Genomic DNA, 26,102 nt, shown 5'->3' with positions numbered 1-26,102 from the left:
TCCCCACGAAATGATGGACATCAACGAGATTCGCGAATATCTGCCTCACCGTTACCCGTTCCTGCTGGTGGACCGGGTGGAGGAACTGGATTTCGAGGCCAAGAGCATTCGTGCCTACAAGAATGTCAGCATCAACGAGCCGTTCTTCAATGGTCACTTCCCGGCGCATCCGATCATGCCGGGCGTGCTGATCATCGAAGCCATGGCTCAGGCTGCCGGTATCCTGGGTTTCAAGATGCTGGGAGCGAAGCCTGCCGACGGCACCCTGTACTACTTCGTCGGTTCCGACAAGCTGCGCTTCCGCCAGCCTGTGGTGCCGGGAGACAAACTGGTTCTCGAAGCCAAGTTCTCCAGCCGCAAGAGCACTATCTGGAAGTTCGAATGCCGCGCGCTGGTTGATGGCAAGCCAGTCTGCTCGGCCGAGATTACCTGTGCGGAACGGGCAGTATGAGTCTGATTGACCCTCGTGCAATCATCGATCCGACGGCCGTTCTGGCCGAAGGTGTCGAGGTCGGCCCCTGGTCGATCATCGGCGCAGGTGTGGAAATCGGCGAGGGGACAGTGATCGGGCCGCATGTGATCCTCAAGGGCCCGACCCGGATCGGCAAGCACAACCGCATCTACCAGTTTTCCTCGGTAGGCGAAGATACCCCGGATCTGAAATACAAGGGCGAGGCGACTCGCCTGGTCATTGGTGACCACAACGTCATCCGCGAAGGCGTGACGATTCATCGGGGCACCGTCCAGGACCGTTCGGAAACCACCCTGGGCGACCACAACCTGATCATGGCCTATGCCCATATCGGCCATGACAGCGTGATCGGCAACCATTGCATCCTGGTCAACAACACCGCGTTGGCCGGGCATGTGCACGTCGACGACTGGGCGATCCTTTCCGGCTACACCCTCGTGCACCAGTTCTGCCATATCGGTGCCCACAGCTTTTCCGGGATGGGCACCGCCATCGGCAAGGACGTTCCCGCCTATGTCACGGTGTTCGGCAACCCGGCCGAGGCCCGCAGCATGAACTTCGAGGGCATGCGCCGTCGTGGTTTCAGCGAGGAGGCGATCCATGCGCTGCGCCGTGCCTACAAGGTGGTCTATCGCCAGGGCCTGACCGTGGAGCAGGCGATTGCCGAGCTGGTCGAGCCTGCCGCTCAGTATCCTGAAGTGGCGGTGTTTCTCGAATCGATCCAGTCCTCGACCCGCGGCATCACCCGCTGATCATGGCCGGTCTGCGTATTGCGCTGGTCGCCGGCGAAGCGTCCGGCGACATTCTCGGCTCCGGCCTCATGCGTGCACTCAAGGCCCGTCATCCCGATGCCGAATTCATCGGGGTGGGTGGGCCATTGATGGAGGCTGAAGGGCTGGTTTCCTATTTCCCCATGGAACGCCTGTCGGTGATGGGGCTGGTCGAAGTGCTCGGACGCCTGCCGGAGCTGCTGAAGCGGCGCAAGCTGCTGATCCGGACGCTGATCGCCGAGCAGCCGGATGTGTTCATCGGTATCGATGCCCCCGACTTCACCCTCAATATCGAACTCAAGCTGCGCCGTGCCGGGATCAGAACCGTGCACTATGTCAGTCCGTCCGTCTGGGCCTGGCGTCAGAAGCGGGTGCTGAAGATCCGCGAAGGCTGCGACCTGATGCTGACGCTGCTACCGTTCGAAGCGCGCTTCTATGAAGAGAAGGGTGTGCCGGTACGATTCGTCGGCCACCCCCTGGCCGATACGATTCCGTTGGAGGCCGATCGCGCGGCTGCCCGTGCCGAGCTCGGTTTGCCGGATGGCCCGCTGGTGGCGCTGATGCCCGGCAGCCGTGGCGGTGAGGTCGGACGGCTTGGCGCCTTGTTCCTCGATGCGGCCGAGCGTTTGCGCGCCACTGATCCCGGTATCCGCTTTGTCATGCCCTGTGCCAGCCCGCAACGGCGTACCCAGGTCGAGGCGTTGCTGGTCGGACGCGACTTGCCGTTGACCCTGCTCGACGGCCAGTCCCACAAGGCCCTGGCGGCTTGTAACGCGGTGTTGATCGCGTCCGGTACCGCGACCCTGGAGGCGCTGCTGTACAAGCGGCCGATGGTGGTTGCCTATCGCCTGGCGTCGTTGACCTTCTGGATTCTCAAGCGTCTGGTGAAAAGCCCCTATATTTCCTTGCCCAACCTGCTGGCCCAGCGCCTGTTGGTGCCCGAGTTGCTGCAGGATGACGCCACGCCCGAGGCGTTGGCGAAAACCCTGTCGCCGCTGATCGAGGGTGGCGAGGAGCAGACCCGCAGTTTCGACGAGATCCACCGGACCTTGCGTCTGGATGCTTCGAACCAGGCCGCCGAGGCGGTGCTGGCGTTGATCGCAAAACCCGTATGAGTAATGCCAAGATGCAGATGGGACTGGATTTTTCCCTGGTGGCCGATGCCGGAGAGCTGGTAGCCGGTGTCGATGAGGTCGGTCGTGGTCCGCTTTGTGGTGCGGTGGTGACGGCCGCGGTGATCCTCGATCCGGGTCGCCCGATCCTCGGGTTGAATGACTCGAAGAAGCTGACCGAGGCCCGGCGCGAAAAACTCTTCGACGAGATTCAGGAAAAGGCCTTGAGTTGGTGCATCGCCCGGGCCGAGGTCGAGGAAATCGACGAACTGAATATCCTCCACGCGACCATGCTCGCCATGCAGCGGGCGGTCGAGGGGCTGCATATCCAGCCCCGCCTGGCAATGATCGACGGCAACCGTTGCCCTAGGCTGGCGATGCCGGCGGAGGCGGTGGTCAAGGGTGATAGCAAGGTGCCGGCGATTGCTGCCGCGTCGATCCTGGCCAAGGTCAGCCGCGACCGTGAAATGAGTGCTTTCGAAAAAATCTATCCCGGCTACGGTATCGGCGGGCACAAGGGCTACCCGACGCCGGTGCACCTGGATGCCCTGATCCGCCTGGGCCCGACGCCGATCCACCGGCGTTCGTTCGCGCCCGTGCGGCTGGCCTGGGAGGCCCGCGAAGGGCGCTAGCCTACTGATGTTTTAGCCAAGGCCCGGTACAATCCGGGCCTTGTTGTTTTCAAAGATTTGGACAGGATCACTATGTCGGCTTCATTCGTTCATCTGCGCCTGCACACCGAGTTCTCCCTGGTCGACGGCCTGGTCCGGATCAAGCCGCTGGTCAAGGCCCTGAACGGCATGGGCATGCCCGCGGTGGCGGTGACCGACCAGAGCAACATGTGTTCCCTGGTCAAGTTCTACAAGGCTGCCATGGGCGGCGGGATCAAGCCGATCTGCGGGGTCGACCTGTGGTTGTCGAACAAGGATCCCGAAGCGCCGCTGAGCCGCCTCAGCCTGCTGGCGATGAATGCCGTGGGCTACCGTAACCTCACCGAGCTGATCTCCCGTGGCTACACCGATGGCCAGCGCAATGGCCTGATCATCATCGAGCGCGAGTGGGTGGCACAGGCCGCCGAAGGCGTGATCATGCTGTCGGCGGCCAAGGAAGGCGAGATCGGCATGGCCTTGATCGCCGGCAACCCGGAGATCGCCGAAGCCCTGGCGCTGGAGTGGATGGCGATCTTCCCGGATCGTTTCTATCTGGAAGTGCAGCGCACCAACCGCGTCAATGACGAGGAACACCTGCATGCCGCCGTGGCCCTGGCCGACAGGATCGGTGCGCCGCTGGTGGCGACCAACGATGTGCGTTTCATCAAGCAGGACGACTTCGATGCCCACGAGACCCGCGTGTGCATCGGCGAAGGTCGCGCCCTGGACGACCCACGGCGTTCGCGCAACTACAGCGACCAGCAGTACCTCAAGAGCGCCGAGGAAATGGCCGAGCTGTTCAGCGACCTGCCCGAGGCGCTGGAAAACACCGTGGAGATTGCCAAGCGCTGCAATATCACGGTGCAGTTGGGCAAGTACTTCCTCCCCGACTTCCCGACACCCAACGGCATGGGCATCGACGACTACCTGCGCCACGTGTCCCACGAAGGCCTGGAAGAGCGCCTGGCGGTGCTCTGGCCCAGGGAGACCACGCCCAACTACGAGGAAAAGCGCCAGGTCTATCTGGATCGCCTGAAATTCGAACTGGACATCATCATCCAGATGGGTTTCCCCGGCTACTTCCTGATCGTGATGGACTTCATCAAGTGGGCCAAGAACAACGGCGTGCCGGTGGGCCCTGGCCGGGGCTCGGGTGCCGGTTCGCTGGTCGCCTACGTGCTGAAGATTACCGACCTCGATCCGCTGGCCTACGACCTGCTGTTCGAGCGTTTCCTCAACCCTGAGCGTATTTCCATGCCCGACTTCGACGTCGACTTCTGCATGGACGGCCGCGACCGGGTGATCGACTACGTGGCCGAGGCCTATGGCCGCAACGCGGTGAGCCAGATCATCACCTTCGGTACCATGGCCGCGAAGGCGGTGGTGCGGGACGTGGCGCGGGTCCAGGGCAAGTCCTACGGCTTGGCCGACCGCCTGTCGAAGATGATTCCCTTCGAAGTCGGCATGACCCTGGAAAAGGCCTACGAGCAGGAAGAGATTCTGCGTGACTTCCTCAAGACCGACGAGGATGGCCGGGAAATCTGGGAGATGGCCCTCAAGCTCGAAGGCGTCACCCGCGGCACCGGCAAGCACGCCGGTGGCGTGGTGATCGCGCCGACCAAGCTCACCGACTTCTCGCCGATCGCCTGTGACGAAGAGGGTGGCGGCCTGGTGACCCAGTTCGACAAGGACGACGTCGAGGCCGCGGGTCTGGTGAAGTTCGACTTCCTGGGTCTGCGGACCCTGACCATCATCAAGTGGGCGATGGAGACGATCAATCGCGAGCAGGCCAAGCACAACCTGCCCGACGTCAATATCGACTTCATCCCGCTGGATGACAAGAAGACCTACGAGCTGCTGCAGAAAGCCGAAACCACGGCGGTGTTCCAGCTCGAATCCCGCGGCATGAAGGAGCTGATCAAGAAGCTCAAGCCCGACTGCCTGGAAGACCTCATCGCACTGGTGGCCCTGTTCCGTCCGGGCCCGTTGCAATCGGGCATGGTGGACGACTTCATCAACCGCAAGCACGGCCGTGCCGAGCTGGCCTATCCGCACCCCGACTATCAGTACGAGGGGCTCAAGCCGGTATTGGCGCCGACCTACGGCATCATCCTGTATCAGGAACAGGTGATGCAGATCGCCCAGGTGATGGCCGGCTACACCCTCGGCGGTGCGGACATGCTGCGCCGGGCGATGGGTAAGAAAAAGCCCGAGGAAATGGCCAAGCAGCGCGGCGGCTTCATCGAAGGTTGCGCCAACAACGGCATCGATGCCGACCTGGCGGGCAACATCTTCGACCTGGTGGAAAAATTCGCCGGCTACGGTTTCAACAAGTCGCACTCGGCCGCCTACGGCCTGGTTTCCTACCAGACCGCCTGGCTCAAGACCCACTATCCGGCGCCGTTCATGGCGGCGGTGCTCTCGGCGGATATGCACAACACCGACAAGGTGGTGATCCTGATCGAGGAAGTGCGCAGCATGAAGCTGCGCCTCGACTCGCCGGACGTGAACAACTCCGACTTCAAGTTCACGGTCAACGACGATGGCCGTATCGTCTATGGCCTGGGGGCGATCAAGGGCGTGGGCGAGGGGCCGGTGGAGGCCATCGTCGAGGCCCGCGCCGAAGGCGGGCCGTTCAAGGACCTGTTCGACTTCTGCGAACGGGTCGACCTCAAGCGCATCAACAAGCGCACCCTGGACGCGCTGATCCGCAGCGGTGCGCTGGATCGCCTGGGGCCGTACTTCCATGACGAGCTCAAGGCCTACCAGGCCAACATCGACCGCAACCGTGCGGTGCTGTTGTCGGCCCTGGAGGAAGCGATCAAGGCCGCCGAGCAGACTGCCCGCACCGCCGACAGTGGCCATGCCGATCTGTTCGGCGGGCTGTTCGTCGAGGAGGACGCCGATGTCTACGCCAGCCATCGCAACGCCCGCGAACTGACCCTGAAGGATCGTCTGCGTGGCGAGAAGGACACCCTGGGCCTGTACCTGACCGGTCACCCGATCGACGAGTACGAAGGCGAGATCCGCCGTTTCGCCCGTCAGCGCATCATCGACCTCAAGCCGGCACGTGATACCCAGACCGTGGCCGGGATGATCATTGCCCTGCGGGTGATGAAGAACAAGAAGGGCGACAAGATGGGCTTCATCACCCTCGACGACCGCTCGGCGCGGATCGAGGCCTCGCTGTTCGCCGATGCCTTCATGTCGGCCCAGTCGCTGTTGCAGACCGATGCGATGGTGGTGGTCGAAGGTGAAGTCAGCAACGACGACTTCTCCGGCGGCCTGCGCCTGCGGGTCAAGCGGGTGATGAGCATGGAGGATGCCCGCACCAACCTGGCCGAGAGCCTGCGCCTGAAGGTCCAGGGCGCTGCGCTCAAGGTCAATGAGCTACGCTGGCTGGGCGACCTGCTCAAGCAGTACCGGGGCGCCTGCCCGATCACCATGGAGTACACAGGTCCCGACGCCAAGGCCCTGTTGCAACTGGGCGACAGCTGGAAGATCGACCCGGCGGATGGCCTGATTCAGGCATTGCGTGACCAGTTAGGGCGAGACAACGTCTTTCTCCAATACCGTTGAGGTGGTGGCGCCATCGGTGCGCCCCGACCTTGAACTTACTTTTAATCTCGACCTGAACGCGCCATATCCCGTAATGTAGGGCGCGATACAGATCAATCGGCCGGCCAGGCTGTGTAAAAACTACTGTGCTCGACCCAAGACGGACGCTTATGAACCCGAATTTTCTTGATTTCGAACAGCCGATCGCTGACCTGCAAGCCAAGATCGAAGAACTGCGCTTGGTCGGTAATGACAACTCGCTGAACATCGGCGATGAGATCTCCCGACTGCAGGAAAAGAGCAGCACGCTGACAGAAGATATTTTCGGCAAACTGACCAGCTGGCAGATTGCTCGTCTGGCGCGTCACCCGCGTCGCCCTTACACCCTGGACTACATCGAACACATCTTCACCGAGTTCGATGAGTTGCACGGCGATCGCCACTTCGCCGACGACGCTGCGATCGTCGGTGGTATCGCCCGCCTGGACGACCAGCCGGTAATGGTCATCGGCCACCAGAAAGGCCGCGAAGTGCGTGAGAAGGTGCGTCGCAACTTCGGCATGCCGCGTCCGGAAGGCTATCGCAAGGCCTGCCGTCTGATGGAAATGGCCGAACGCTTCAAGATGCCGATCCTGACCTTCATCGATACACCGGGTGCCTACCCGGGGATCGACGCCGAAGAGCGCAACCAGAGCGAGGCGATCGCCTGGAACCTGCGCGTCATGTCGCGCCTGAAGACCCCGATCATCGCCACCGTGATCGGTGAGGGTGGTTCCGGCGGCGCACTGGCGATTGGCGTATGCGACCAGTTGAACATGCTGCAGTACTCGACCTATGCGGTGATCTCGCCGGAAGGTTGCGCCTCGATTCTCTGGAAAACCGCCGAGAAGGCTGCGGACGCCGCCGAGGCCATGGGCATCACCGCCGAGCGCCTGAAAGGCCTGGGCATCGTCGACAAGGTCATCGCCGAGCCACTGGGCGGCGCGCACCGTGATCCGGCGGCCGCTTCGGCGCTGATCCGTGCAGAACTGAGTTCGCAACTGGCGATGCTGAAGAAGCTCGACAACGAAACGCTGCTGGCTCGTCGCTATGAGCGTCTGATGAGCTATGGTCTCTAAGTAGAGCTACCTTGGTAGCGGGCTTGCTTCGCTCCTGCGCATGACGGTAGGAGCCGAGCTTGCTCGCGAACCGCCGCAGGCGGCCATCCAGTGGGTTCGCCTCATGGGTGAAGTCGCCTTCGCGAGCCAGCTCTGCTCCTACAGGATCTAGGGCGTCTCAATTCATGCGTCAGTCAGATATCGATTTGCCCTCCAGGGTGCTTCAAGCCCTGGCACCCTGGCGCAATGCCTCCACTTGGCGCCTGGCCTTCTCCGGTGGCCTCGACTCCACCGTCCTCCTGCACCTGCTGGCCCGCCTGGGCAAGACCGAATCCCTGCCCGAGCTTCGGGCCCTGCATATCCACCATGGCCTGCAGATCGCTGCCGACAGCTGGCCCGAGCATTGCCAGGCCATCTGCGATTCGCTGGGCGTGCCGTTGCAGGTAGTGCGGGTGAGCGTCCAGCTGGGCACCAGTCTCGAGCGCGCCGCGCGGGATGCCCGCTACCTGGCGTTCGCCGGGGTGACTCAGTTGAATGATGTCCTGCTCACCGCCCAGCACCGTGACGATCAGGCCGAAACGTTGCTGTTTCGCCTGTTGCGGGGGGCAGGGGTCCGTGGCCTGGCGGCGATGCCGAGCGAGCGGGAAGTGGGGGGCGGCTATCTGGTTCGGCCATTGCTCGATGTTTCGCGCGCAGAGCTCGAGCGATACGCCCGCGAGCATGGTCTGAACTGGATCGAGGATCCGTCCAACGCCGACCAGCAGTTCTCCCGCAATTACCTGCGTCACCGGGTGTTTCCTGGGCTGGCCGAGCGCTGGCCGCAGGCGGTCGGCAGCATGGTGCGCAGCGCGGCCCATCTGCGCGAGGCCCAGGAGTTGCTGGATGACCTGGCCGAAATCGACCTGGACAACGCCCAGGCCCATTCCCGCTATGACTGGCTGGGCATGCCGTCACTGGCCCTGGATGCGCTCGCCGAGTTGTCCGAGGCACGCCAGCGCAACCTGTTGCGCCACTGGCTGGAACCGCTGACGCAATTGCCGGACAGCGACCATTGGGCCGGCTGGGAGGACCTGCGCGATGCCGGGCATGATGCCCGGCCCAAGTGGCGCCTGGCCGAGGGCGAGTTGCACCGGGCCGACGAGCACCTGTGGTGGCTGAGTGGTTCCTGGTTGCGCCAGCCGCGGGCGGATATCGACTGGCGCGACCCGCGGCGTGGCCTGGAATTGCCGGACAATGGCGAGTTGCTGATCGTCGGCGAGGCACCCTCCGGTCCGTTGCAGGTGCGCTATCGCCAGGGAGGCGAGGTGCTGCACCTGCCGGATCGCGGGCATCGCGATCTCAAGCGGCTGCTCAATGAAAGCGGGGTGCCCTGGTTCGTCCGTGGCCGCTTGCCACTGGTCTACCGGGACGGCCAGTTGCTGGCCGTGGCCAACCTGGCCGGGCTCGACGGGCGGGCGTTCGGCGACTGGCATTTGCAGTGGCAGCCACCTTCGAGCGATCAAGGTTTGAGCTGAAAGCCGCTTTCCGGTAGACTACGCTCCCTTCTTGATACAACTTCTGTTGATTCGCCTGAATGACAGCAGTTGCCGATTACCAAGCAGTCTTTGCTGGGCGATTCCAAAAAATGTGTAGCGAGCAACGTACCGGTGTTGTCACTTCCGGTCTGTCCCAACGCGGCGGTTTTTTTGAAAGATGCACTGTGATTAATGCTGGTGATCGGGGGCTTCGGCCTTCCTTCGCTTTCCCGGGCGGCTCGGACCGCTTTAACGCAGACTTCTAGGGTTTTTCATGACGCGCTATATATTCGTCACGGGCGGTGTTGTTTCTTCATTGGGGAAAGGCATTGCCTCGGCTTCATTGGCGGCCATCCTGGAGGCGCGGGGGCTGAAAGTCACCATGCTCAAGCTGGATCCGTACATCAACGTCGATCCGGGCACCATGAGCCCGTTCCAGCACGGTGAAGTGTTCGTCACCCATGATGGCGCCGAGACCGACCTGGACCTGGGTCACTACGAGCGGTTCATCCGCACCACCATGACCCAGAACAACAACTTCACCACCGGCCGCGTGTACGAGCACGTCCTGCGCAAGGAGCGCCGTGGTGACTACCTGGGTGCGACCATCCAGGTGATCCCGCACATCACCGACGAAATCAAGCGTCGCATCATCAAGGGTGCCGGCGATGCCGACGTGGCCCTGGTGGAAATCGGCGGTACCGTGGGCGACATCGAGTCGCAACCGTTCCTCGAAGCCATCCGCCAGTTGCGGGTCGAGGTCGGCTCCAAGCGCGCGATGCTGATGCACCTGACCCTGGTTCCGTACATCGCCACCGCTGGCGAGACCAAGACCAAGCCGACCCAACACTCGGTGAAGGAGCTGCGCTCCATCGGCCTGCAGCCTGACGTGCTGATCTGCCGCTCCGACCATCCGGTGGATGTCTCCTCGCGTCGCAAGATCGCCCTGTTCACCAACGTTGAAGAGCGTGCGGTGATCTCCCTGGAAGACGTCGACACCATCTACAAGATCCCGGCCGTGCTGCACGCCCAGGGCCTGGACGATTTCGTCGTCGAGCGTTTCGGCCTGCAGTGCAACGGTGCCGACCTGTCCGAATGGGAAAAGGTCGTCGATGCCAAGCTCAATCCCGAGCACGAAGTCACCATCGCCATGGTCGGCAAGTACATGGAACTGCTGGACGCCTACAAGTCGCTGATCGAGGCGATGAGTCACGCCGGCATCACCAACCGCACCAAGGTCAACCTGCGCTACATCGATTCCGAGGATATCGAGAACCAGGGTACCGGCCTGCTCGAAGGCGTCGATGCGATCCTGGTTCCTGGCGGCTTCGGCCTGCGCGGCGTGGAGGGCAAGATCACTGCCGTCCAGTACGCTCGCGAGAACAAGGTTCCCTACCTCGGTATCTGCCTGGGCATGCAGGTGGCGGTCATCGAGTTCGCCCGTAACGTGCTGGGCTGGAAGGACGCCAACTCCACCGAGTTCGACCGCAGCAGCGGCCACCCCGTGGTCGGCCTGATCACCGAATGGGAAGACGCCTCCGGTGCCGTCGAGACCCGTACCGAAGCCTCCGACCTGGGTGGCACCATGCGCCTGGGCGCCCAGGAATGCCTGCTCGAAGCCGGTTCCCAGGTCCATGGTTGCTACGGCAAGGACGTGATCGTCGAGCGTCATCGCCACCGCTACGAAGTGAACAACAAGCTGCTGCCGCAGATCATGGAAGCCGGTCTGAAGATTTCCGGTCGTTCCGGTGATGGCGCGCTGGTGGAAGTGGTCGAGGCTCCGGATCATCCATGGTTCGTCGCCTGCCAGTTCCACCCCGAGTTCACCTCGACCCCGCGTGACGGTCATCCGCTGTTCAGCGGTTTCGTCAAGGCGGCACTGGCCCAACACCAGAAGAAGGCGTGAGACTGATGGCCCAGAAGATCATTCGCGTCGGCGACATCGAGATCGCCAACGACAAGCCGATGGTGCTGTTCGGTGGCATGAACGTGCTGGAAAGCCGTGACATGGCGATGCAGGTCTGCGAAGAGTACGTGCGGGTCACCGAGAAACTCGGTATCCCCTACGTGTTCAAGGCCAGCTTCGACAAGGCCAACCGTTCCTCCGTGACCTCCTTCCGTGGCCCCGGCCTGGAAGAGGGCATGCGGATCTTCCAGGACATCAAGCAGGCCTTCGGCGTGCCGATCATCACCGACGTCCACGAGCCTGCCCAGGCCGCCGTGGCCGCCGAGGTCTGCGACATCATCCAGTTGCCGGCCTTCCTGTCGCGCCAGACCGACCTGGTGGTCGCCATGGCCAAGACCGGTGCGGTGATCAACATCAAGAAAGCCCAGTTCCTCGCCCCCCAGGAAATGAAGCACATCCTGAACAAGTGCGTGGAAGCCGGCAACGACCAGTTGATCCTCTGCGAGCGTGGTTCGAGCTTCGGCTACAACAACCTGGTGGTCGACATGCTCGGCTTCGGCATCATGAAGCAGTTCGAGTACCCGGTGTTCTTCGACGTCACCCACGCCCTGCAGATGCCGGGCGGCCGTGCGGATTCGGCCGGTGGTCGCCGCGCCCAGGTTACCGACCTGGCCAAGGCCGGCATCAGCCAGGGCCTGGCGGGGTTGTTCCTTGAGGCGCACCCGGATCCGGACCATGCCAAGTGCGATGGCCCTTGTGCCCTGCGTCTGAACAAACTGGAGCAGTTCCTCAGCCAGCTCAAGGCTCTGGATGAACTGATTAAGAGTTTTCCGACCGTAGAAACGGCCTGATCCTCATTTCTCCGGTAAACTGCCACACAATTTTTCGCTCTGGCCTGCCGGCCGCATTGCTTTTGCAGTCGCCGGCTTGCCGGCGATCAGACCCGGCGGTCGGCTATCGACCCCCGCGGACAGCTGATCGCCGGCAAGCCGGTGCCTGCATGGTTTCGTCAACTGTGGAGTGTTTACAACAATGGCAAAAATCGTCGACATCAAAGGTCGTGAAGTTCTCGACTCCCGTGGCAACCCCACTGTGGAAGCGGACGTGCTTCTGGACAACGGCATCATCGGCAGCGCCTGCGCTCCGTCCGGTGCTTCCACCGGCTCGCGTGAAGCGCTGGAGCTGCGTGATGGCGACAAGAGCCGTTACCTGGGCAAGGGTGTACTGAAGGCCGTCGCCAACATCAACGGCCCGATCCGTGACCTGCTGCTGGGCAAGGACCCAGCGGACCAGAAGGCTCTGGACCATGCGATGATCGCCCTCGACGGTACCGAGAACAAGGCGAACCTGGGGGCCAACGCCATCCTCGCGGTGTCCCTGGCCGCGGCCAAGGCTGCAGCCCAGGACCAGGACCTGCCGCTGTACGCACACATTGCCAACCTGAACGGTACTCCAGGTGTCTACTCGATGCCGGTTCCGATGATGAACATCATCAACGGTGGCGAACATGCCGACAACAACGTCGATATCCAGGAATTCATGGTTCAGCCGGTTGGCGCCAAGTCCTTCTCCGAAGGCCTGCGCATGGGCACCGAGATTTTCCATCACCTCAAAGCCGTGCTCAAAGCCCGTGGCCTGAGCACCGCGGTAGGTGACGAAGGTGGTTTCGCACCGAACCTGGCATCCAACGAAGATGCCCTGAAAGTCATCTCCGAAGCAGTTGCCAATGCCGGTTACACCCTGGGCACCGACGTGACCCTGGCTCTGGACTGCGCGGCCAGCGAGTTCTTCGAAGACGGCAAATACAACCTGTCCGGCGAAGGCCAGGTGTTCACCGCCGAAGGTTTCGCCGAATACCTGAAGGGCCTGACCCAGCGCTACCCGATCATCTCGATCGAAGACGGCCTGGACGAGTCCGACTGGGCCGGCTGGAAGATCCTTACCGACAAGATCGGCGAGAAAACCCAACTGGTGGGTGACGACCTGTTCGTGACCAACACCAAGATCCTGAAGGAAGGCATCGACAAGAAGATCGCCAACTCCATCCTGATCAAGTTCAACCAGATCGGCTCCCTGACCGAAACCCTGGAAGCCATCCAGATGGCCAAGGCTGCCGGCTACACCGCGGTGATCTCGCACCGTTCCGGTGAAACCGAAGACTCGACCATTGCCGACCTGGCCGTGGGTACCGCTGCCGGCCAGATCAAGACCGGTTCGCTGTGCCGCTCCGACCGCGTTTCCAAGTACAACCAACTGCTGCGTATCGAAGAGCAATTGGGCGCCAAGGCGAAGTACAACGGTCGTTCCGAGTTTCGCGGTTAAGCCGTAGATGGTAAAAAGACACCGGATTGTGTCGGAAAAGTCGCTATAACGGTTTTTTCGCAACTAATCTGATGGCTGACAAGCACGGGCCTGGGTATATCCAGGCTCTTGCTGTTGGTATATGGACGTCGGCTTGGCTGTCTTTTCACTGGGTAAACGAAATTCGATGCGCAGTCCCAACTGGTTGTTCCTTGTCCTGCTCCTGCTGCTGGCTGGCCTGCAGTACCGCCTTTGGGTGGGTAACGGGAGCCTGGCACAGGTAGCCGACCTGACCCAACAGATTGCCGAACAGCATGCCGAGAACGAGCGGCTGCTGGAGCGCAACCGTGTCCTCGATGCGGAAGTCCTTGAACTGAAGAAAGGCATGGAGACCGTTGAAGAGCGTGCTCGCCATGAGCTGGGCATGGTCAAGGACGGCGAAACCCTTTATCAGCTGGCACAATGACTGACTCATCGCTACCGGCCTTCTGGGCCGTGATTCCTGCCGCGGGTGTGGGTGCCCGTATGGCGGCCGACCGTCCCAAGCAGTATCTGCAACTGGGCGGACGAACCATTCTCGAACACAGCCTCGGCTGTTTTCTCGATCATCCGGGCCTCAAGGGGCTGGTGCTGAGCCTGGCACCCGATGATCCCTACTGGCCGACCCTGGCCTGTGCAGGCGATTCGCGTATCCGGCGTGTCGACGGTGGCGCCGAGCGTGCCGACTCGGTACTCAATGCCTTGTTGCATCTGCATGCCCTGGGGGCGGCGGATGACGACTGGGTGCTGGTTCACGATGCGGCCCGGCCGAATCTGTCCCGCGACGACCTCGATGCCTTGCTCGCCGAACTGGCGGACGACCCGGTGGGTGGCCTGCTGGCCGTACCGGCGCGGGATACGCTCAAGCGGGTGGACAAACAGGGGCGGGTGCTGGAAACCGTCGATCGGGCGCTGATCTGGCAGGCCTATACGCCACAGATGTTCCGCCTGGGCGCCCTGCATCGAGCCCTGGCCGACAGCCTGGTGGCTGACGCGACCATCACCGACGAAGCTTCGGCGATGGAGTGGGCCGGCCAGGCGCCGCGCCTGATCGAGGGACGTTCGGACAACATCAAGGTCACCCGTCCCGAGGACCTGGAGTGGCTGCGCCTGCGCTGGGCCAATCGCCGCTGAGGCGGTTGCTGTTCGCGGGCAAGCCCGGCTCCTACAGCTCATCCTCTTTTATACGACGCGGATCTGTAGGAGCCGGGCTTGCCCGCGAAAGCACCAGGCCCGGCGCCGCCGATCTTCAGGCCTGGTACTCCGGCCGCTTCGCCAACCCCTCCCGGAGATAATCCACCAGCTTGCGTACCTTTGGCGACAGGTGCCGCTGTTGCGGGTACAGCGCCCACACCGCGGTATTCGGCGGCTGGTGCGCTTCGAGCAGGGAAATCAGCGTGCCGTTGTGCAAATGCTCCAGCACGTAATAGTCCGGTAACTGGCACAACCCTACCCCCTGCAACGCCGCATCGAGTACTGCCTGGCCACTGTTGCAGCGCCAGTTGCCCTGGACCCGTTGGGAAAATTCGCGGCCATCCTGCTCCAGTTGCCAGATATCCGAACTGCCGATCAGGCAATTGTGCCGGCTTAGTTCCGACAGGCTGTGGGGCCGGCCATACCGCTCCAGGTAGGAAGGGGAGGCGCACAGGTACATCCGCCTGGGCGCCAGCCGTGTTGCCACCAACCGGGAATCCTGGAGGCGGCCCAGCCGAATGGCCAGGTCGAGGCCTTCATGCACCAGGTCCAGGGTGCGGTTGCTCAACTCGATATCCACCCGCAACTGTGGATACAGCCCCATGAACGCGGTGACCAGCGGCACGATGAAGCGCTCGCCATAGGCCACCGCGCAGGTCATGCGCAGCATGCCCTTGGGTTCGCTGGTCAGGTCACCCACTGCCCGCAGGGCCTCTTCGCGCCCGTCCTGCAGACGCTGGCAGTGTTGCAGGAACGTCTGCCCGGCCTCGGTCAGCGTCACACGTCGGGTGCTGCGATAGAGCAGGCGGGTCTGCAGGCGTTCCTCCAGCCGGGCGATCTGCCGGCTGATGTGCGAAGAGGACACTCCCAGGCGCTCCGCCGCCGCGGTGAACTGGCTGCACTCGGCTACGGCGACGAACTCGTCGATCCCTTCCCAGCCGTTCTCGCTCATCCGATTATCCCTGTATGGCAATAATGTTTTGCTTTCGGCTTGATTATTCACCAATAGTCGATGATTTACACTCTGGTCTTTGCCATTCACTTTTCAGGAGTTGCTGGATGATCAAGTCACGTGCTGCCGTTGCCTTCGAGGCGAAGAAGCCGCTGGAAATCGTCGAAGTCGATGTTGCCATGCCCAAGGCCGGCGAAGTGCTGTTGCGTGTCGTGGCCACCGGCGTCTGTCACACCGACGCCTACACCCTGTCCGGTGCGGACCCGGAAGGTATCTTCCCGTCCATCCTCGGCCACGAGGGCGGTGCGATCGTCGAGGCGATCGGCGAGGGTGTGACCTCGGTGGCCGTCGGCGACCACGTCATCCCGCTGTACACCCCGGAATGCGGCAAGTGCAAATTCTGCCTGTCGGGCAAGACCAACCTTTGCCAGGCGATCCGCGCCACCCAGGGCAAGGGCCTGATGCCGGACGGTACTTCGCGTTTCTCCTACAAGGGCGAGACTATTTTCCACTACATGGGCACCTCGACCTTCTCCGAGTACACCGTGCTGCCGGAAATCTCCGTGGCCAAGATCGCCAAGGATGCGCCGCTGGAGAAGGTCTGCCTGCTCGGCTGTGGCGTCACCACCGGGATCGGTGCGGTGATCAATACCGCCAAGGTCAAGGCTGGCGATACCGTGGCGATCTTCGGCCTGGGCGGCATCGGCCTGTCGACGGTGATCGGCGCGGTGAAAGCCAAGGCCGGCCGTATCATCGCCATCGATATCAACCCGGCCAAGTTCGAGATCGCCCGGCAACTGGGCGCCACCGATTGCGTCAACCCGAAGGATTTCGATCGTCCGATCCAGGAAGTCATCGTCGACATGACCGATGGCGGTGTGGATTTCTCCTTCGAGTGCATCGGCAATGTGCAATTGATGCGTGCGGCGCTGGAGTGCTGCCACAAGGGATGGGGCGAGTCGGTGATCATCGGCGTGGCCGGTGCCGGCCAGGAAATCGCCACCCGTCCGTTCCAACTGGTGACCGGTCGCGTCTGGCGCGGTTCGGCGTTCGGTGGCGTGCGTGGCCGCAGCGAGCTGCCGAGCTATGTCGACATGGCGCAGAAGGGCGAGATCCCGCTGGATACCTTCATCACCCACACCATGGGCCTGGAAGACATCAACAAGGCGTTCGACCTGATGCATGAAGGCAAGAGCATCCGTACCGTCATCCACTTCTGATTACCTTGCAGGGGCCAGCCGTCAGCCGGCCCCTGCAGTGTGGAGTTGTGCTTATGTCCCTGGAAAACCTCTCTTGCCAGAAGAGCTTCGGCGGCTGGCATAAACGCTATAAACATCATTCCGATGTGCTCGGTTGCGACATGGTGTTTGCCGTCTACCTGCCGCCGCAGGCCGAGCAGGGTGTCAAGCTGCCGGTGCTGTACTGGCTGTCCGGGCTGACCTGTACCGATGAAAACTTCATGCAAAAGGCCGGCGCCCAGCGCATGGCCGCGCAACTGGGGTTGATCATCGTTGCCCCGGATACCAGTCCGCGTGGTCCGGAAGTGCCCGGCGATCCCGAGAATGCCTGGGATTTTGGCCTCGGCGCCGGTTTCTACCTGAATGCGACGCAACAGCCCTGGGCCCGCCACTACCGGATGCACGACTATGTGGTGCACGAGCTGCCGGCCCTGATCGAGGCGCATTTCCCGGCCTCCGACAAGCGCGGAATCAGTGGCCACTCCATGGGCGGCCATGGCGCGCTGGTGTGCGCCTTGCGCAATCCGGGGCGTTACCAGTCGCTGTCGGCCTTCGCGCCGATCAGCAACCCGATGGATTGCCCGTGGGGGCAGAAGGCGTTCTCGCGTTACCTGGGCGAGGAGCGTGCACGCTGGCGCGAATGGGATGCCTGCGCGCTGATCAGCGAGGCGAGCGAGAAGCTGCCGATCCTGGTGGATCAGGGCGACCGCGACGACTTCCTGGCCAATCAGCTCAAGCCCGAGGCCTTGCAGCAGGCGGCCAGGCAGGCCGGGCATCCGCTGACCCTGCGCCTGCAGCCGGGCTACGACCACAGCTACTTTTTCATCGCCAGCTTCATCGATGATCATTTGAAGCATCACAGCGAAGCTCTTAGCGGCTAATGTCGGACAAAGCAGGTAGAATCACGCCCTGACTAAATCGGGGCGTTTTTTTATGCGTATTGGCCACGGCTATGATGTTCACCGTTTCGCCGAAGGCGAATTCATCACTCTGGGTGGCGTGCGGATCGCGCACCACCGTGGGCTGCTGGCTCATTCCGACGGCGACGTACTGCTGCATGCCCTGAGTGACGCATTGCTGGGTGCGGCGGCATTGGGCGACATCGGCAAGCATTTTCCCGACACCGACCCGACCTACAAGGGCGCCGACAGCCGCGTGCTGTTGCGTCACGTGATGTCGTTGCTCAAGGAGCGCGGCTGGCGGGTCGGCAACGTCGACAACACCATCGTTGCCCAGGCACCGAAAATGGCACCGTATATCGAGTCGATGCGCGCGTTGATCGCCGAGGACCTTGAAGTTGAGCTGGACCAAGTGAACGTAAAAGCCACCACCACCGAAAAGCTCGGCTTTACCGGGCGTGAGGAAGGCATCGCGGTGCATTCCGTCGCCTTGTTGCTGCGCGCATGACGGAACTGGAACTGCTGGGCCCCCGCGCCCATGGCGAGGCGCTGGGCAGCGCGGTGCTCAAGGCCACCGCGGAAGATTTCCAGGTCGATGAAGTGCTCGACATTCCCCTGTCCGGCGATGGCGAACACCTGTGGCTGTGGGTGGAGAAACGCGGCCTGAACACCGAGGAAGCGGCCCGCCGTCTTGCCCGGGCCGCCGGCGTGCCCTTGCGCACCGTCAGCTACGCCGGGCTGAAGGACCGCCAGGCGCTGACCCGGCAATGGTTCAGCATCCAGTTGCCGGGCAAGGCCGATCCGGACATGACCGCCGCGCAGAACGACACGCTGCGAATCCTCAAGAGTGTCCGGCACAAGCGCAAGCTGCAGCGCGGCGCCCACTCGGCCAACGGTTTCACCCTGCGCCTGAGCCAACTGGCGGCGGATCGGCAGGGGCTGGAGCAACGCCTGGAACAGATCAGCCGGCTGGGCATTCCGAATTACTTTGGTACCCAGCGCTTCGGCCACCAGGGCGGCAATCTCGGCGAGGCCCGTGACTATGCGGCGCGCCAGGCCCTGCCGGAGCAGCGCAATGTGCGTTCGCGGCTGCTTTCCAGCGCCCGCAGCTATCTGTTCAACCAGGTGCTGGCGGCGCGGGTCGCCGATGGCAGCTGGAACCGCGCCCAGGTGGGCGACCTGCTGGCCTTTACCGACAGCCGCAGTTTTTTCCCGGCCAACGAAGCCGAATGCCATGACCCGCGCCTGGCGATTCTCGACCTGCATCCGACCGGCCCGCAGTGGGGGCAGGGGCCTTCCCCGGCGGCCGCCGCGACCTTCGAACTGGAGCAGGCCGTTGCCGCGGGTGAGCCGCAATTGTGCCAATGGCTGGCCAAGGCGGGAATGGAGCACGAACGTCGCATCCTGCGGCTGCCCATTGGCGGGCTGACGTGGCATTATCCATCGCTGGACATTCTGCAACTGGAATTCGTCCTGCCGGCCGGATGCTTCGCCACTGTTCTGGTGCGCGAGCTCGTTGATCTGGTGCCGGTGGGACAGACGGACAGCTCATGCGTATTCTGATTTCCAACGACGACGGGGTTTTCGCCCCCGGTCTCGCCGCGCTTCATGCTGCGCTGGCGGACTATGCCGAGTGCCGGGTGATTGCCCCGGACCAGGACAGGAGCGGCACCAGCAGTGCGCTGACCCTCGACCGTCCGCTGCATCCGCACACCCAGCCCAACGGCTTCATCAGCCTGAACGGCACGCCGACCGACTGCGTGCACCTGGGCGTCAATGGCCTGTTGGGCCACGAACCGGACATGGTGGTCTCGGGCATCAACCTGGGCGCCAACCTCGGCGACGACGTTCTGTATTCCGGCACGGTCGGCGCTGCGCTGGAAGGCCGTTTCCTGGGCCGGACCTCCTTCGCCTTTTCGCTCGCTTCCCATCAGGTCGACAACCTGGCCACTGCGGCGCATTTCGCCCGTTTGCTGGTGCAGGCCCATGAAGGTCTCGAGTTGCCGCCGCGCACAGTACTCAACGTCAACGTGCCGAACCTGCCGCTGGAGCATATCCGCGGCATCCGCCTGACCCGCCTGGGGCACCGGGCGCGGGCGGCGGCGCCGATCCGCGAAGTCAATCCGCGGGGCAAGGCCGGGTACTGGATCGCCGCGGCCGGGGATGTCGAGGATGGCGGCCCGGGTACGGACTTCCATGCGTTGATGCAGGGTTTCGTTTCGGTTACACCGCTGCAACTGGATCGTACCTTCAACGATGCCTTTGCCAGCCTGGGTGGTTGGCTGGAGGGGCTTGCCTGATGGCGCGTGAGAACGATTTGTTGCGGGGCGGGATCGGCATGACCTCGCAGAGAACCCGCGAACGCCTGATTCAGCGGCTTTACGAGGAAGGGCTGTCCAACCCCCAGGTGCTGGAGGTGATCCGTCGCACTCCGCGTCATCTGTTCGTCGATGAAGCCCTGGCCCACCGGGCCTATGAAGACACCGCGCTACCGATCGGCCACAACCAGACCATTTCCCAACCCTACATGGTGGCGCGCATGAGCGAGCTGCTGCTGGAGGCCGGGCCGCTGGACAAGGTGCTGGAGATCGGCACCGGTTCCGGCTACCAGACCGCGGTGCTGTCGCAACTGGTCGAACGGGTGTTTTCGGTCGAACGGATCAAGGTCCTGCAGGACCGTGCCAAGGAGCGTCTGGTCGAGCTCAACCTGCGCAACGTGGTGTTCCGTTGGGGTGATGGCTGGGAAGGCTGGCCGGCCCTGGCACCCTATAACGGCATCATCGTCACCGCGGTTGCCACCGATGTACCCCAGGCGTTACTCGACCAACTGGCTCCTGGCGGGCGCCTGGTGATTCCGGTAGGGTCGGGTGAGGTCCAGCAACTGATGCTGATCGTGCGTGAGGAACATGGATTTTCCCGGCATGTGCTCGGTGCAGTCCGTTTTGTTCCATTGCTCAACGGGCCTCTGGCCTGAACCCGGCTTTATTTGTTCAACAAGTGCGCTGAATTCTGTTGAGTGTTATCGGTCCTAGTGTCGGAACTTGCGAGCAGCGCCTGTTTAAAGTGTGTCGACTTTCGCTGTCGAACTGTACAAGCTGCTCGCCCATGACAGCTTTGCTGTCCGTAAAACTCCAACGGCCAGTTATACTTGCGTCACACTGGCGCCTGTATGGGCACTCCATATTCATTTCAGACAACACAAAGGGAGCGGCGGGTGCATCTCACAGTCATTCGGCAGCGTATGGGTAAAACAAGCGTTCAGCGCCTGATGATCGGTCTTGCCCTCAGTGCTTTACTGGCTGGTTGCTCCAGTGCTCCCAAGAACGGCGTGCGCGTCGTCGATCGCAATGGCAATGTAACTAATTCCGTCAGCTCCGCCCCGCAACGACCGATGACCACCACTGGTCAACATGTTGTTGTCCGCGGCGATACATTGTTCTCGATTGCCTTTCGCTACGGCTGGGACTGGAAAGCCCTGGCCGCGCGCAACAATATCCAGGAGCCGTATACCATCCATGTCGGTCAGGCGATTCGCTTCGACAGCCGTTCAAATTCAACGCCGGCCGTAGCGACTTCGACCACCAGTTCGTCATCCTCGTCGTCGAGCAAGATCACCGTCACGAGGCGTCCGGCGACTGCCGCCGGAGCGCCTGCCACGACTGCGGCAGCGACACCGGCCCCGACCGGTGCGGCGACTGCGACCCCGCCTGCGGGGCCCGCGCCGAAGGGCTGGGCGTGGCCGGCAAACGGTATTTTAATTGGAAAATTTGCTTCAAACGGTAGTTTGAATAAAGGTATTGATATCGCCGGAGATTTGGGACAGCCTGTTTTAGCTGCGTCTGATGGTTCGGTTGTATACGCCGGAAGTGGGTTACGGGGCTACGGCGAACTTGTCATCATCAAACACAGCGATACCTACGTCAGTGCCTACGGTCACAACCGCAGGCTGTTGGTTCGGGAGGGGCAGCAGGTCAAAGTCGGACAGACAATTGCCGAGATGGGATCAACTGGTACAGACCGGGTGAAACTGCACTTTGAGATTCGCCGCCAGGGCAAACCCGTAGACCCATTGCAATTCCTGCCGCGTCGTTGATCCGTTTTCCAGCCTGTTCTCATGACGTAGTGGGAACAGGTTCCAGCGTTGCCAGGGATAAAGGCGCCGCTTGAGCCTGAGGTCGAACTCACCAAAGGACTATAACAATGGCTCTCAGTAAAGAAGCGCCGGGGTTTGACATCGACGATGAGGTGCTCCTTATGGACTCCGACATTGTCATGGATATGATGCCGGAGGACGATAGTTCTCCACCCCCAGTTCGTGCCAAGACCAAAAATGCTGCTGCACTCAAGCAGCACAAATACATTGACTACACCCGGGCCCTGGATGCGACCCAGTTGTATCTCAATGAAATCGGTTTTTCCCCCTTGTTGTCCCCGGAAGAAGAAGTCCATTTTGCGCGGCTGTCGCAAAGCGGCGATCCGGCGGGCCGCAAACGCATGATTGAAAGCAACTTGCGTCTGGTGGTGAAAATTGCCCGACGTTACGTCAACCGTGGGCTTTCGCTGCTGGACCTGATCGAGGAGGGCAATCTCGGGTTGATCAGGGCGGTCGAGAAATTCGACCCGGAGCGCGGTTTCCGCTTTTCGACCTATGCCACCTGGTGGATTCGCCAGACGATCGAACGGGCGATCATGAATCAGACCCGTACCATCCGTCTGCCGATCCATGTGGTCAAGGAACTCAACGTCTACCTGCGGGCAGCCCGCGAGTTGACGCAGAAGCTCGACCACGAGCCTTCTCCCGAGGAAATCGCCAACCTGCTGGAAAAGCCGGTCGGGGAGGTCAAGCGCATGCTCGGCCTGAACGAGCGGGTGTCTTCGGTGGACGTTTCCCTCGGCCCGGACTCGGACAAGACCCTGCTCGACACGCTGACGGATGATCGGCCGACCGATCCCTGCGAGTTGCTGCAGGACGACGACCTCTCCCAGAGCATCGACCAGTGGCTATCGGAGTTGACCGACAAGCAACGTGAGGTGGTGGTGCGGCGTTTCGGCCTGCGCGGTCATGAGAGCAGCACGTTGGAGGACGTTGGCCTGGAAATCGGCCTGACCCGTGAACGGGTACGGCAGATTCAGGTCGAGGGCCTCAAACGCTTGCGCGAGATCCTGGAGAAGAACGGCCTGTCGAGCGAATCGCTGTTCCAGTGACGACAGGTGGGTCATAGCCAGCCGCTTTGGAAGCGGCTTTTTGTGCATGCCGGTGGAAGCAGGCTTGCTGTGGGAGCGGGCTTGCCCGCGAAGCCTTTTGCGGTGCCCCCAAGGCCCTCTTCGCGGGCAGGCCCGCTCCCACAAGGATTCAAGCCACGGGTTTGTCCTTCCGCGCCAGCAGGCTGTAGATGCACGGCAGCACGAACAGCGTAAACAGCGTCCCCACCGACATCCCGGTGGCGATCACCGTGCCGATATCGAAGCGACTCACCGCCCCCGCGCCGCTGGCGAGAATCAATGGCACCATGCCGAATACCATCGCCGCCGTGGTCATCAGCACCGGCCGCAGGCGAATCGCCGCTGCCTCCTCCACGGCTTCCCGCGCCGACAGTCCCTTGTCCTGACGCAACTGGTTGGCGAATTCGACGATCAGGATCCCGTGCTTGCTGATCAGCCCGATCAGCGTCACCAGGCCCACCTGGGTATAGATGTTCATGCTCGACCAGCCGAGGAACAGCGGAACCAGCGCCCCGCAGATCGACAGTGGCACCGTCACCAGGATCACCAGCGGATCACGGAAACTCTCGAACTGCGCCGCCAGCACCAGGAAGATGATCGCCAGGGCCAGGCCGAAGGTCACCCACAGCGCATTACCCTCCTGGACGTACTGTCGCGAGGCGCCGGCATAGTCGCTGGCAAATCCTGTCGGCGCTTCCTCGGCGGAGATCTGGCGAATGGTCTCGATGGCTTCTCCCATGCTGACAAGCGGTACTCCGGAAATGATTGCCGAGTTCAACTGCTGGAACTGGTTCAACTGCCGGGGACGGGCACGGTCGGAAACCTTGATCAGCGTCGACAGGGGCAGCAGCCTGCCCTCGCTGTTCTTCACGTAGTAGTTGTTGAGCCAGTCGGGATTGTCCCGGTAGGCGCGCTCCACCTGGGCGATTACCTTGTAGCTGCGACCCTCGAGGGTAAACCGGTTGATTTCCGCCTCACCGAGCAGGGTCGCCAGGGTCGCGCCCAGGTCCTGCATCGACACCCCCATCTGCGCGGCCTTGGCGCGGTCGATATCCACCACCACCTCGGGCTTGTCGAAGGCCAGGTCGATATCGAGGAAGGCGAACTTGCCGGACTCCAGTGCGCGTTTCTTGATCCGGTCGGCGACGTCCAGCAGCGCGCTGTAGTCGTTCGGGGTGTTGAGCACGTACTGGAACGGCAACCCCTCGCCAGTACCCGGCAGTGACGGCAGGTTGAAACCGAAGACCTGCAGCCCGCCAATGCTCGCCAGCTTGCCCTGGACTTCGGGCAGGATCTGCATCTGCGTGCGCCGGCGTTCGTTCCAGGGCTTGAGCAGGAAGCCGCCGATCCCCGACTGCACGCCATTGAAGCCATTGATCTGGAACGATGAGTAGTATTCCGGGAATTCCTTGAAGATAGTGATGAATTCGTCGGTGTATTGGTTCAGGTAGTTCAGGTTGGTCGGCTGCGGTGCGGTCGCCATCATGAAGATGATGCCCTGGTCCTCGTCGGGCGCCAGCTCCGAATGAGTGAATTTCAGCAGTACCGGAATCAACCCGAGGATGATCACCGCGAACACCACCACCACCGGGCGCGTATCGAGGGTGGTGTGCAACAGTTTGCGGTAGCGCTGCTTGAGGCTTTCGAACATCTGGTCGAGGCGGTGCGCCAGCCCCGTGGTGTTGCCGTCGTGGCGCAACAGCAGGGCGCACATCATCGGTGACAGGGTCAGGGCGACCACGCCGGAGATCACCACCGCACCGGCCAGGGTCAGGGCGAACTCCTTGAACAGCGCGCCGGTCAGGCCCTGCAGGAAGCCGATGGGGGCGTATACCGCGGCCAGGGTGATGGTCATCGACACCACCGGCAGGGCGATTTCCCGTGCGCCTTCGAGGGCGGCCTCCAGCGGGGTCTTGCCTTCCTCGATATGCCGGTGGATGTTTTCCACCACGACGATCGCATCGTCCACCACCAGCCCGATCGCCAGCACCATCGCCAGCAGGGTGAGGAGATTGATCGAGTAGCCCATCAACTGCATGAAGAACAGCACGCCGACCATCGACAGCGGAATGGTGATCACCGGAATCACCACCGAGCGCAGGGCGCCGAGGAACAGGAACACCACCACGATGACGATCAGCACCGCCTCGAAGAGGGTCTTGACCACCTCGTTGATCGAGGCCTGGATGAACAGGGTCGCGTCGTAGGCGATTTCCGCCTTGAGATTGGTCGGCAACTGGGCTTCCAGTTCCGGCATGATCTTGCGCACTTCCTTGATCACATCCAGCGGGTTGGCGCCCGGCGTGGCCTTGATGCCGATGTAGACCGAGGGCGTACCACCGAAGGAGCTGATGGTGTCGTAGTTCTCCGCGCCCATCTCGACCCGTGCCACGTCACCGAGCAGCACGCGGCTGTCGCCGGCGGTCTTGAGCGGGATCGCCGCGAAGGCCTCGGCGGACTTCAGCTCGGTGCTGGCGTTGATGCTGGTGACCACGTACTCGCCCTTGACCTCGCCGGCGGCGGACAGGAAGTTGTAGTGGCGTACCGCATTGGTCACGTCGGCTGCGCTGAGGCCGAAGCCGGCCAGCTTCACCGGGTCCAGCCACAGGCGCATGGCAAACACCTGGTTGCCGAGAATCTCCGCCTCGGCCATGCCCGGCAGGGTCGCCAGCTTGGGCTGGATCACCCGCGACAGGTAGTCGGTGATCTGCGGGTTGCTCAACTGGTCGCTGAAAAAGCTGATGTACATGAGCGCCGAGGCATCCGCGGCCTCCTTGCTCAACACCGGGTCCTCGGCGTCCTGCGGCAGCTTGTTCTTCACCTCGTTGGCCTTGGCCAGCAACTCGGTGAACAGCCGGTCGCTGTTGGCGCCGATCCGGGCATAGATCGAGATCACCGAGAAGTTCTGTCGGCTGACCGAGGTCATGTAGTCGATGCCCTCCGCACTCGCCAGGCTCTGTTGCAGCGGCTGGGTGATGTAGCCCTGGATGGTTTCGGCGTTGGCCCCGGGGTAGGCGGTGGTCACCGTGATCAGGGCGTTCTCCATTTGTGGGTACTGGCGCAGCGGCAGCTTGCTATAGGCCTGGAAACCCAGCAGGACGATCAGCAGGCTGACCACGCAGGCAAGCACCGGACGGCGGATGAACGGATCGGTAAAGGCCATGATCGACTCCCTGA

Annotated in this window: 22 protein-coding genes; 20 read left to right on the top strand and 2 right to left on the bottom strand. The window is 62.4% G+C overall.

Annotation, left to right across the window (positions count from 1 at the left end):
* Positions 1–10 precede the first annotated feature (10 nt).
* From fabZ to ispD, 12 genes are all read left to right on the top strand, one after another.
* Positions 11–451, top strand: coding sequence for a 3-hydroxyacyl-ACP dehydratase FabZ (fabZ, locus tag PF66_RS02725; protein ID WP_017906265.1), 441 nt, complete (start codon positions 11–13; stop codon positions 449–451).
* Positions 448–1,224 carry an acyl-ACP--UDP-N-acetylglucosamine O-acyltransferase gene (gene lpxA, locus PF66_RS02720; protein ID WP_054058436.1) on the top strand — a complete coding sequence of 259 codons (777 nt, stop codon included), beginning with the start codon at positions 448–450 and terminating at the stop codon, positions 1,222–1,224. Before fabZ ends, lpxA begins: the two co-directional genes overlap by 4 nt.
* 2 nt (positions 1,225–1,226) lie before the next feature.
* Positions 1,227–2,357 carry a lipid-A-disaccharide synthase gene (gene lpxB, locus PF66_RS02715; RefSeq protein WP_054061831.1) on the top strand — a complete coding sequence of 377 codons (1,131 nt, stop codon included), beginning with the start codon at positions 1,227–1,229 and terminating at the stop codon, positions 2,355–2,357.
* A gap of 11 nt (positions 2,358–2,368) precedes the next feature.
* Positions 2,369–2,986 carry a ribonuclease HII gene (rnhB, locus tag PF66_RS02710; RefSeq protein ID WP_054058481.1) on the top strand — a complete coding sequence of 206 codons (618 nt, stop codon included), beginning with the start codon at positions 2,369–2,371 and terminating at the stop codon, positions 2,984–2,986.
* Positions 2,987–3,058: 72 nt separating this feature from the next.
* The gene (dnaE, locus tag PF66_RS02705; protein ID WP_054058434.1) at positions 3,059–6,583 is read left to right on the top strand and encodes a DNA polymerase III subunit alpha; all 3,525 of its coding nucleotides are present in this window, start codon (positions 3,059–3,061) and stop codon (positions 6,581–6,583) included.
* Between the two features lie 149 nt (positions 6,584–6,732).
* Positions 6,733–7,680, top strand: a complete 948-nt coding sequence (locus PF66_RS02700; protein ID WP_054058433.1) for an acetyl-CoA carboxylase carboxyltransferase subunit alpha — start codon at positions 6,733–6,735, stop codon at positions 7,678–7,680.
* Between the two features lie 164 nt (positions 7,681–7,844).
* Complete coding sequence (tilS, locus tag PF66_RS02695; RefSeq protein ID WP_054058432.1) at positions 7,845–9,173, top strand: tRNA lysidine(34) synthetase TilS; 1,329 nt, start codon at positions 7,845–7,847, stop codon at positions 9,171–9,173.
* A gap of 274 nt (positions 9,174–9,447) precedes the next feature.
* Positions 9,448–11,079, top strand: a complete 1,632-nt coding sequence (locus PF66_RS02690; RefSeq protein ID WP_054058431.1) for a CTP synthase — start codon at positions 9,448–9,450, stop codon at positions 11,077–11,079.
* Between the two features lie 5 nt (positions 11,080–11,084).
* The gene (kdsA, locus tag PF66_RS02685) at positions 11,085–11,930 is read left to right on the top strand and encodes a 3-deoxy-8-phosphooctulonate synthase (RefSeq protein WP_054058430.1); all 846 of its coding nucleotides are present in this window, start codon (positions 11,085–11,087) and stop codon (positions 11,928–11,930) included.
* Positions 11,931–12,111: 181 nt separating this feature from the next.
* Positions 12,112–13,401, top strand: a complete 1,290-nt coding sequence (gene eno / locus PF66_RS02680; protein ID WP_054058429.1) for a phosphopyruvate hydratase — start codon at positions 12,112–12,114, stop codon at positions 13,399–13,401.
* A gap of 166 nt (positions 13,402–13,567) precedes the next feature.
* Positions 13,568–13,846 (top strand): cell division protein FtsB, encoded by a 279-nt coding sequence (gene ftsB, locus PF66_RS02675; protein ID WP_017906255.1) that lies wholly within the window; start codon positions 13,568–13,570, stop codon positions 13,844–13,846.
* Entirely contained in the window at positions 13,843–14,553 is a 711-nt protein-coding gene (gene ispD, locus PF66_RS02670) for a 2-C-methyl-D-erythritol 4-phosphate cytidylyltransferase (protein ID WP_054061830.1), read from the top strand. The genes ftsB and ispD overlap by 4 nt, the downstream gene beginning before the upstream one ends.
* Before the next feature lie 115 nt (positions 14,554–14,668).
* Here ispD and PF66_RS02665 read toward each other — a convergent pair whose 3' ends face one another.
* Positions 14,669–15,565: a LysR substrate-binding domain-containing protein gene (locus PF66_RS02665; RefSeq protein WP_017906253.1), complete on the bottom strand. Its 897-nt coding sequence runs from the start codon at positions 15,563–15,565 to the stop codon at positions 14,669–14,671.
* A 107-nt stretch (positions 15,566–15,672) separates the two neighbouring features.
* On the opposite strand from PF66_RS02665, the gene PF66_RS02660 reads away from it, so the two are divergent.
* The 8 genes from PF66_RS02660 (at position 15,673) to rpoS (ending at position 22,907) form a co-directional block, all read left to right on the top strand.
* Positions 15,673–16,785 carry an S-(hydroxymethyl)glutathione dehydrogenase/class III alcohol dehydrogenase gene (locus PF66_RS02660; protein ID WP_054061829.1) on the top strand — a complete coding sequence of 371 codons (1,113 nt, stop codon included), beginning with the start codon at positions 15,673–15,675 and terminating at the stop codon, positions 16,783–16,785.
* Between the two features lie 47 nt (positions 16,786–16,832).
* The gene (fghA, locus tag PF66_RS02655; protein ID WP_192842706.1) at positions 16,833–17,684 is read left to right on the top strand and encodes an S-formylglutathione hydrolase; all 852 of its coding nucleotides are present in this window, start codon (positions 16,833–16,835) and stop codon (positions 17,682–17,684) included.
* Between the two features lie 52 nt (positions 17,685–17,736).
* Complete coding sequence (gene ispF, locus PF66_RS02650) at positions 17,737–18,210, top strand: 2-C-methyl-D-erythritol 2,4-cyclodiphosphate synthase (RefSeq protein ID WP_054058425.1); 474 nt, start codon at positions 17,737–17,739, stop codon at positions 18,208–18,210.
* The gene (truD, locus tag PF66_RS02645) at positions 18,207–19,265 is read left to right on the top strand and encodes a tRNA pseudouridine(13) synthase TruD (protein ID WP_054058424.1); all 1,059 of its coding nucleotides are present in this window, start codon (positions 18,207–18,209) and stop codon (positions 19,263–19,265) included. The genes ispF and truD overlap by 4 nt, the downstream gene beginning before the upstream one ends.
* Positions 19,253–20,002, top strand: coding sequence for a 5'/3'-nucleotidase SurE (gene surE, locus PF66_RS02640; RefSeq protein ID WP_054058423.1), 750 nt, complete (start codon positions 19,253–19,255; stop codon positions 20,000–20,002). Before truD ends, surE begins: the two co-directional genes overlap by 13 nt.
* 38 nt (positions 20,003–20,040) lie before the next feature.
* Positions 20,041–20,676 (top strand): protein-L-isoaspartate(D-aspartate) O-methyltransferase, encoded by a 636-nt coding sequence (locus PF66_RS02635; protein ID WP_193394187.1) that lies wholly within the window; start codon positions 20,041–20,043, stop codon positions 20,674–20,676.
* 240 nt (positions 20,677–20,916) lie between these two features.
* Positions 20,917–21,795, top strand: a complete 879-nt coding sequence (locus PF66_RS31770) for a peptidoglycan DD-metalloendopeptidase family protein (RefSeq protein ID WP_081009782.1) — start codon at positions 20,917–20,919, stop codon at positions 21,793–21,795.
* A 107-nt stretch (positions 21,796–21,902) separates the two neighbouring features.
* Positions 21,903–22,907: an RNA polymerase sigma factor RpoS gene (gene rpoS / locus PF66_RS02625; RefSeq protein WP_017127149.1), complete on the top strand. Its 1,005-nt coding sequence runs from the start codon at positions 21,903–21,905 to the stop codon at positions 22,905–22,907.
* A 148-nt stretch (positions 22,908–23,055) separates the two neighbouring features.
* Here the strand turns inward: rpoS and PF66_RS02620 are convergent, their stop codons facing one another.
* Positions 23,056–26,088 carry a multidrug efflux RND transporter permease subunit gene (locus tag PF66_RS02620; RefSeq protein ID WP_054056384.1) on the bottom strand — a complete coding sequence of 1,011 codons (3,033 nt, stop codon included), beginning with the start codon at positions 26,086–26,088 and terminating at the stop codon, positions 23,056–23,058.
* Between the last annotated feature and the right edge of the window lie 14 nt (positions 26,089–26,102).

This window comes from Pseudomonas asplenii, assembly GCF_001293465.1.
Classification (GTDB): Bacteria; Pseudomonadota; Gammaproteobacteria; order Pseudomonadales; family Pseudomonadaceae; genus Aquipseudomonas; species Aquipseudomonas fuscovaginae_B.
The sequence above is the reverse complement of the archived record's forward strand: the minus strand, read 5'-3'. Positions and strand labels throughout refer to the sequence as shown.

What these genes read in the sequence shown, in the direction of transcription:
- fabZ (WP_017906265.1), top strand. Translation starts at nt 11, where the DNA reads ATGATGGACATCAACGAGATTCGCGAATATCTGCCTCACCGTTACCCG.
- lpxA (WP_054058436.1), top strand. Translation starts at nt 448, where the DNA reads ATGAGTCTGATTGACCCTCGTGCAATCATCGATCCGACGGCCGTTCTG.
- lpxB (WP_054061831.1), top strand. Translation starts at nt 1,227, where the DNA reads ATGGCCGGTCTGCGTATTGCGCTGGTCGCCGGCGAAGCGTCCGGCGAC.
- rnhB (WP_054058481.1), top strand. Translation starts at nt 2,369, where the DNA reads ATGCAGATGGGACTGGATTTTTCCCTGGTGGCCGATGCCGGAGAGCTG.
- dnaE (WP_054058434.1), top strand. Translation starts at nt 3,059, where the DNA reads ATGTCGGCTTCATTCGTTCATCTGCGCCTGCACACCGAGTTCTCCCTG.
- PF66_RS02700 (WP_054058433.1), top strand. Translation starts at nt 6,733, where the DNA reads ATGAACCCGAATTTTCTTGATTTCGAACAGCCGATCGCTGACCTGCAA.
- tilS (WP_054058432.1), top strand. Translation starts at nt 7,845, where the DNA reads ATGCGTCAGTCAGATATCGATTTGCCCTCCAGGGTGCTTCAAGCCCTG.
- PF66_RS02690 (WP_054058431.1), top strand. Translation starts at nt 9,448, where the DNA reads ATGACGCGCTATATATTCGTCACGGGCGGTGTTGTTTCTTCATTGGGG.
- kdsA (WP_054058430.1), top strand. Translation starts at nt 11,085, where the DNA reads ATGGCCCAGAAGATCATTCGCGTCGGCGACATCGAGATCGCCAACGAC.
- eno (WP_054058429.1), top strand. Translation starts at nt 12,112, where the DNA reads ATGGCAAAAATCGTCGACATCAAAGGTCGTGAAGTTCTCGACTCCCGT.
- ftsB (WP_017906255.1), top strand. Translation starts at nt 13,568, where the DNA reads ATGCGCAGTCCCAACTGGTTGTTCCTTGTCCTGCTCCTGCTGCTGGCT.
- ispD (WP_054061830.1), top strand. Translation starts at nt 13,843, where the DNA reads ATGACTGACTCATCGCTACCGGCCTTCTGGGCCGTGATTCCTGCCGCG.
- PF66_RS02665 (WP_017906253.1), bottom strand. Translation starts at nt 15,565, where the DNA reads ATGAGCGAGAACGGCTGGGAAGGGATCGACGAGTTCGTCGCCGTAGCC.
- PF66_RS02660 (WP_054061829.1), top strand. Translation starts at nt 15,673, where the DNA reads ATGATCAAGTCACGTGCTGCCGTTGCCTTCGAGGCGAAGAAGCCGCTG.
- ispF (WP_054058425.1), top strand. Translation starts at nt 17,737, where the DNA reads ATGCGTATTGGCCACGGCTATGATGTTCACCGTTTCGCCGAAGGCGAA.
- truD (WP_054058424.1), top strand. Translation starts at nt 18,207, where the DNA reads ATGACGGAACTGGAACTGCTGGGCCCCCGCGCCCATGGCGAGGCGCTG.
- surE (WP_054058423.1), top strand. Translation starts at nt 19,253, where the DNA reads ATGCGTATTCTGATTTCCAACGACGACGGGGTTTTCGCCCCCGGTCTC.
- PF66_RS02635 (WP_193394187.1), top strand. Translation starts at nt 20,041, where the DNA reads ATGACCTCGCAGAGAACCCGCGAACGCCTGATTCAGCGGCTTTACGAG.
- rpoS (WP_017127149.1), top strand. Translation starts at nt 21,903, where the DNA reads ATGGCTCTCAGTAAAGAAGCGCCGGGGTTTGACATCGACGATGAGGTG.
- PF66_RS02620 (WP_054056384.1), bottom strand. Translation starts at nt 26,088, where the DNA reads ATGGCCTTTACCGATCCGTTCATCCGCCGTCCGGTGCTTGCCTGCGTG.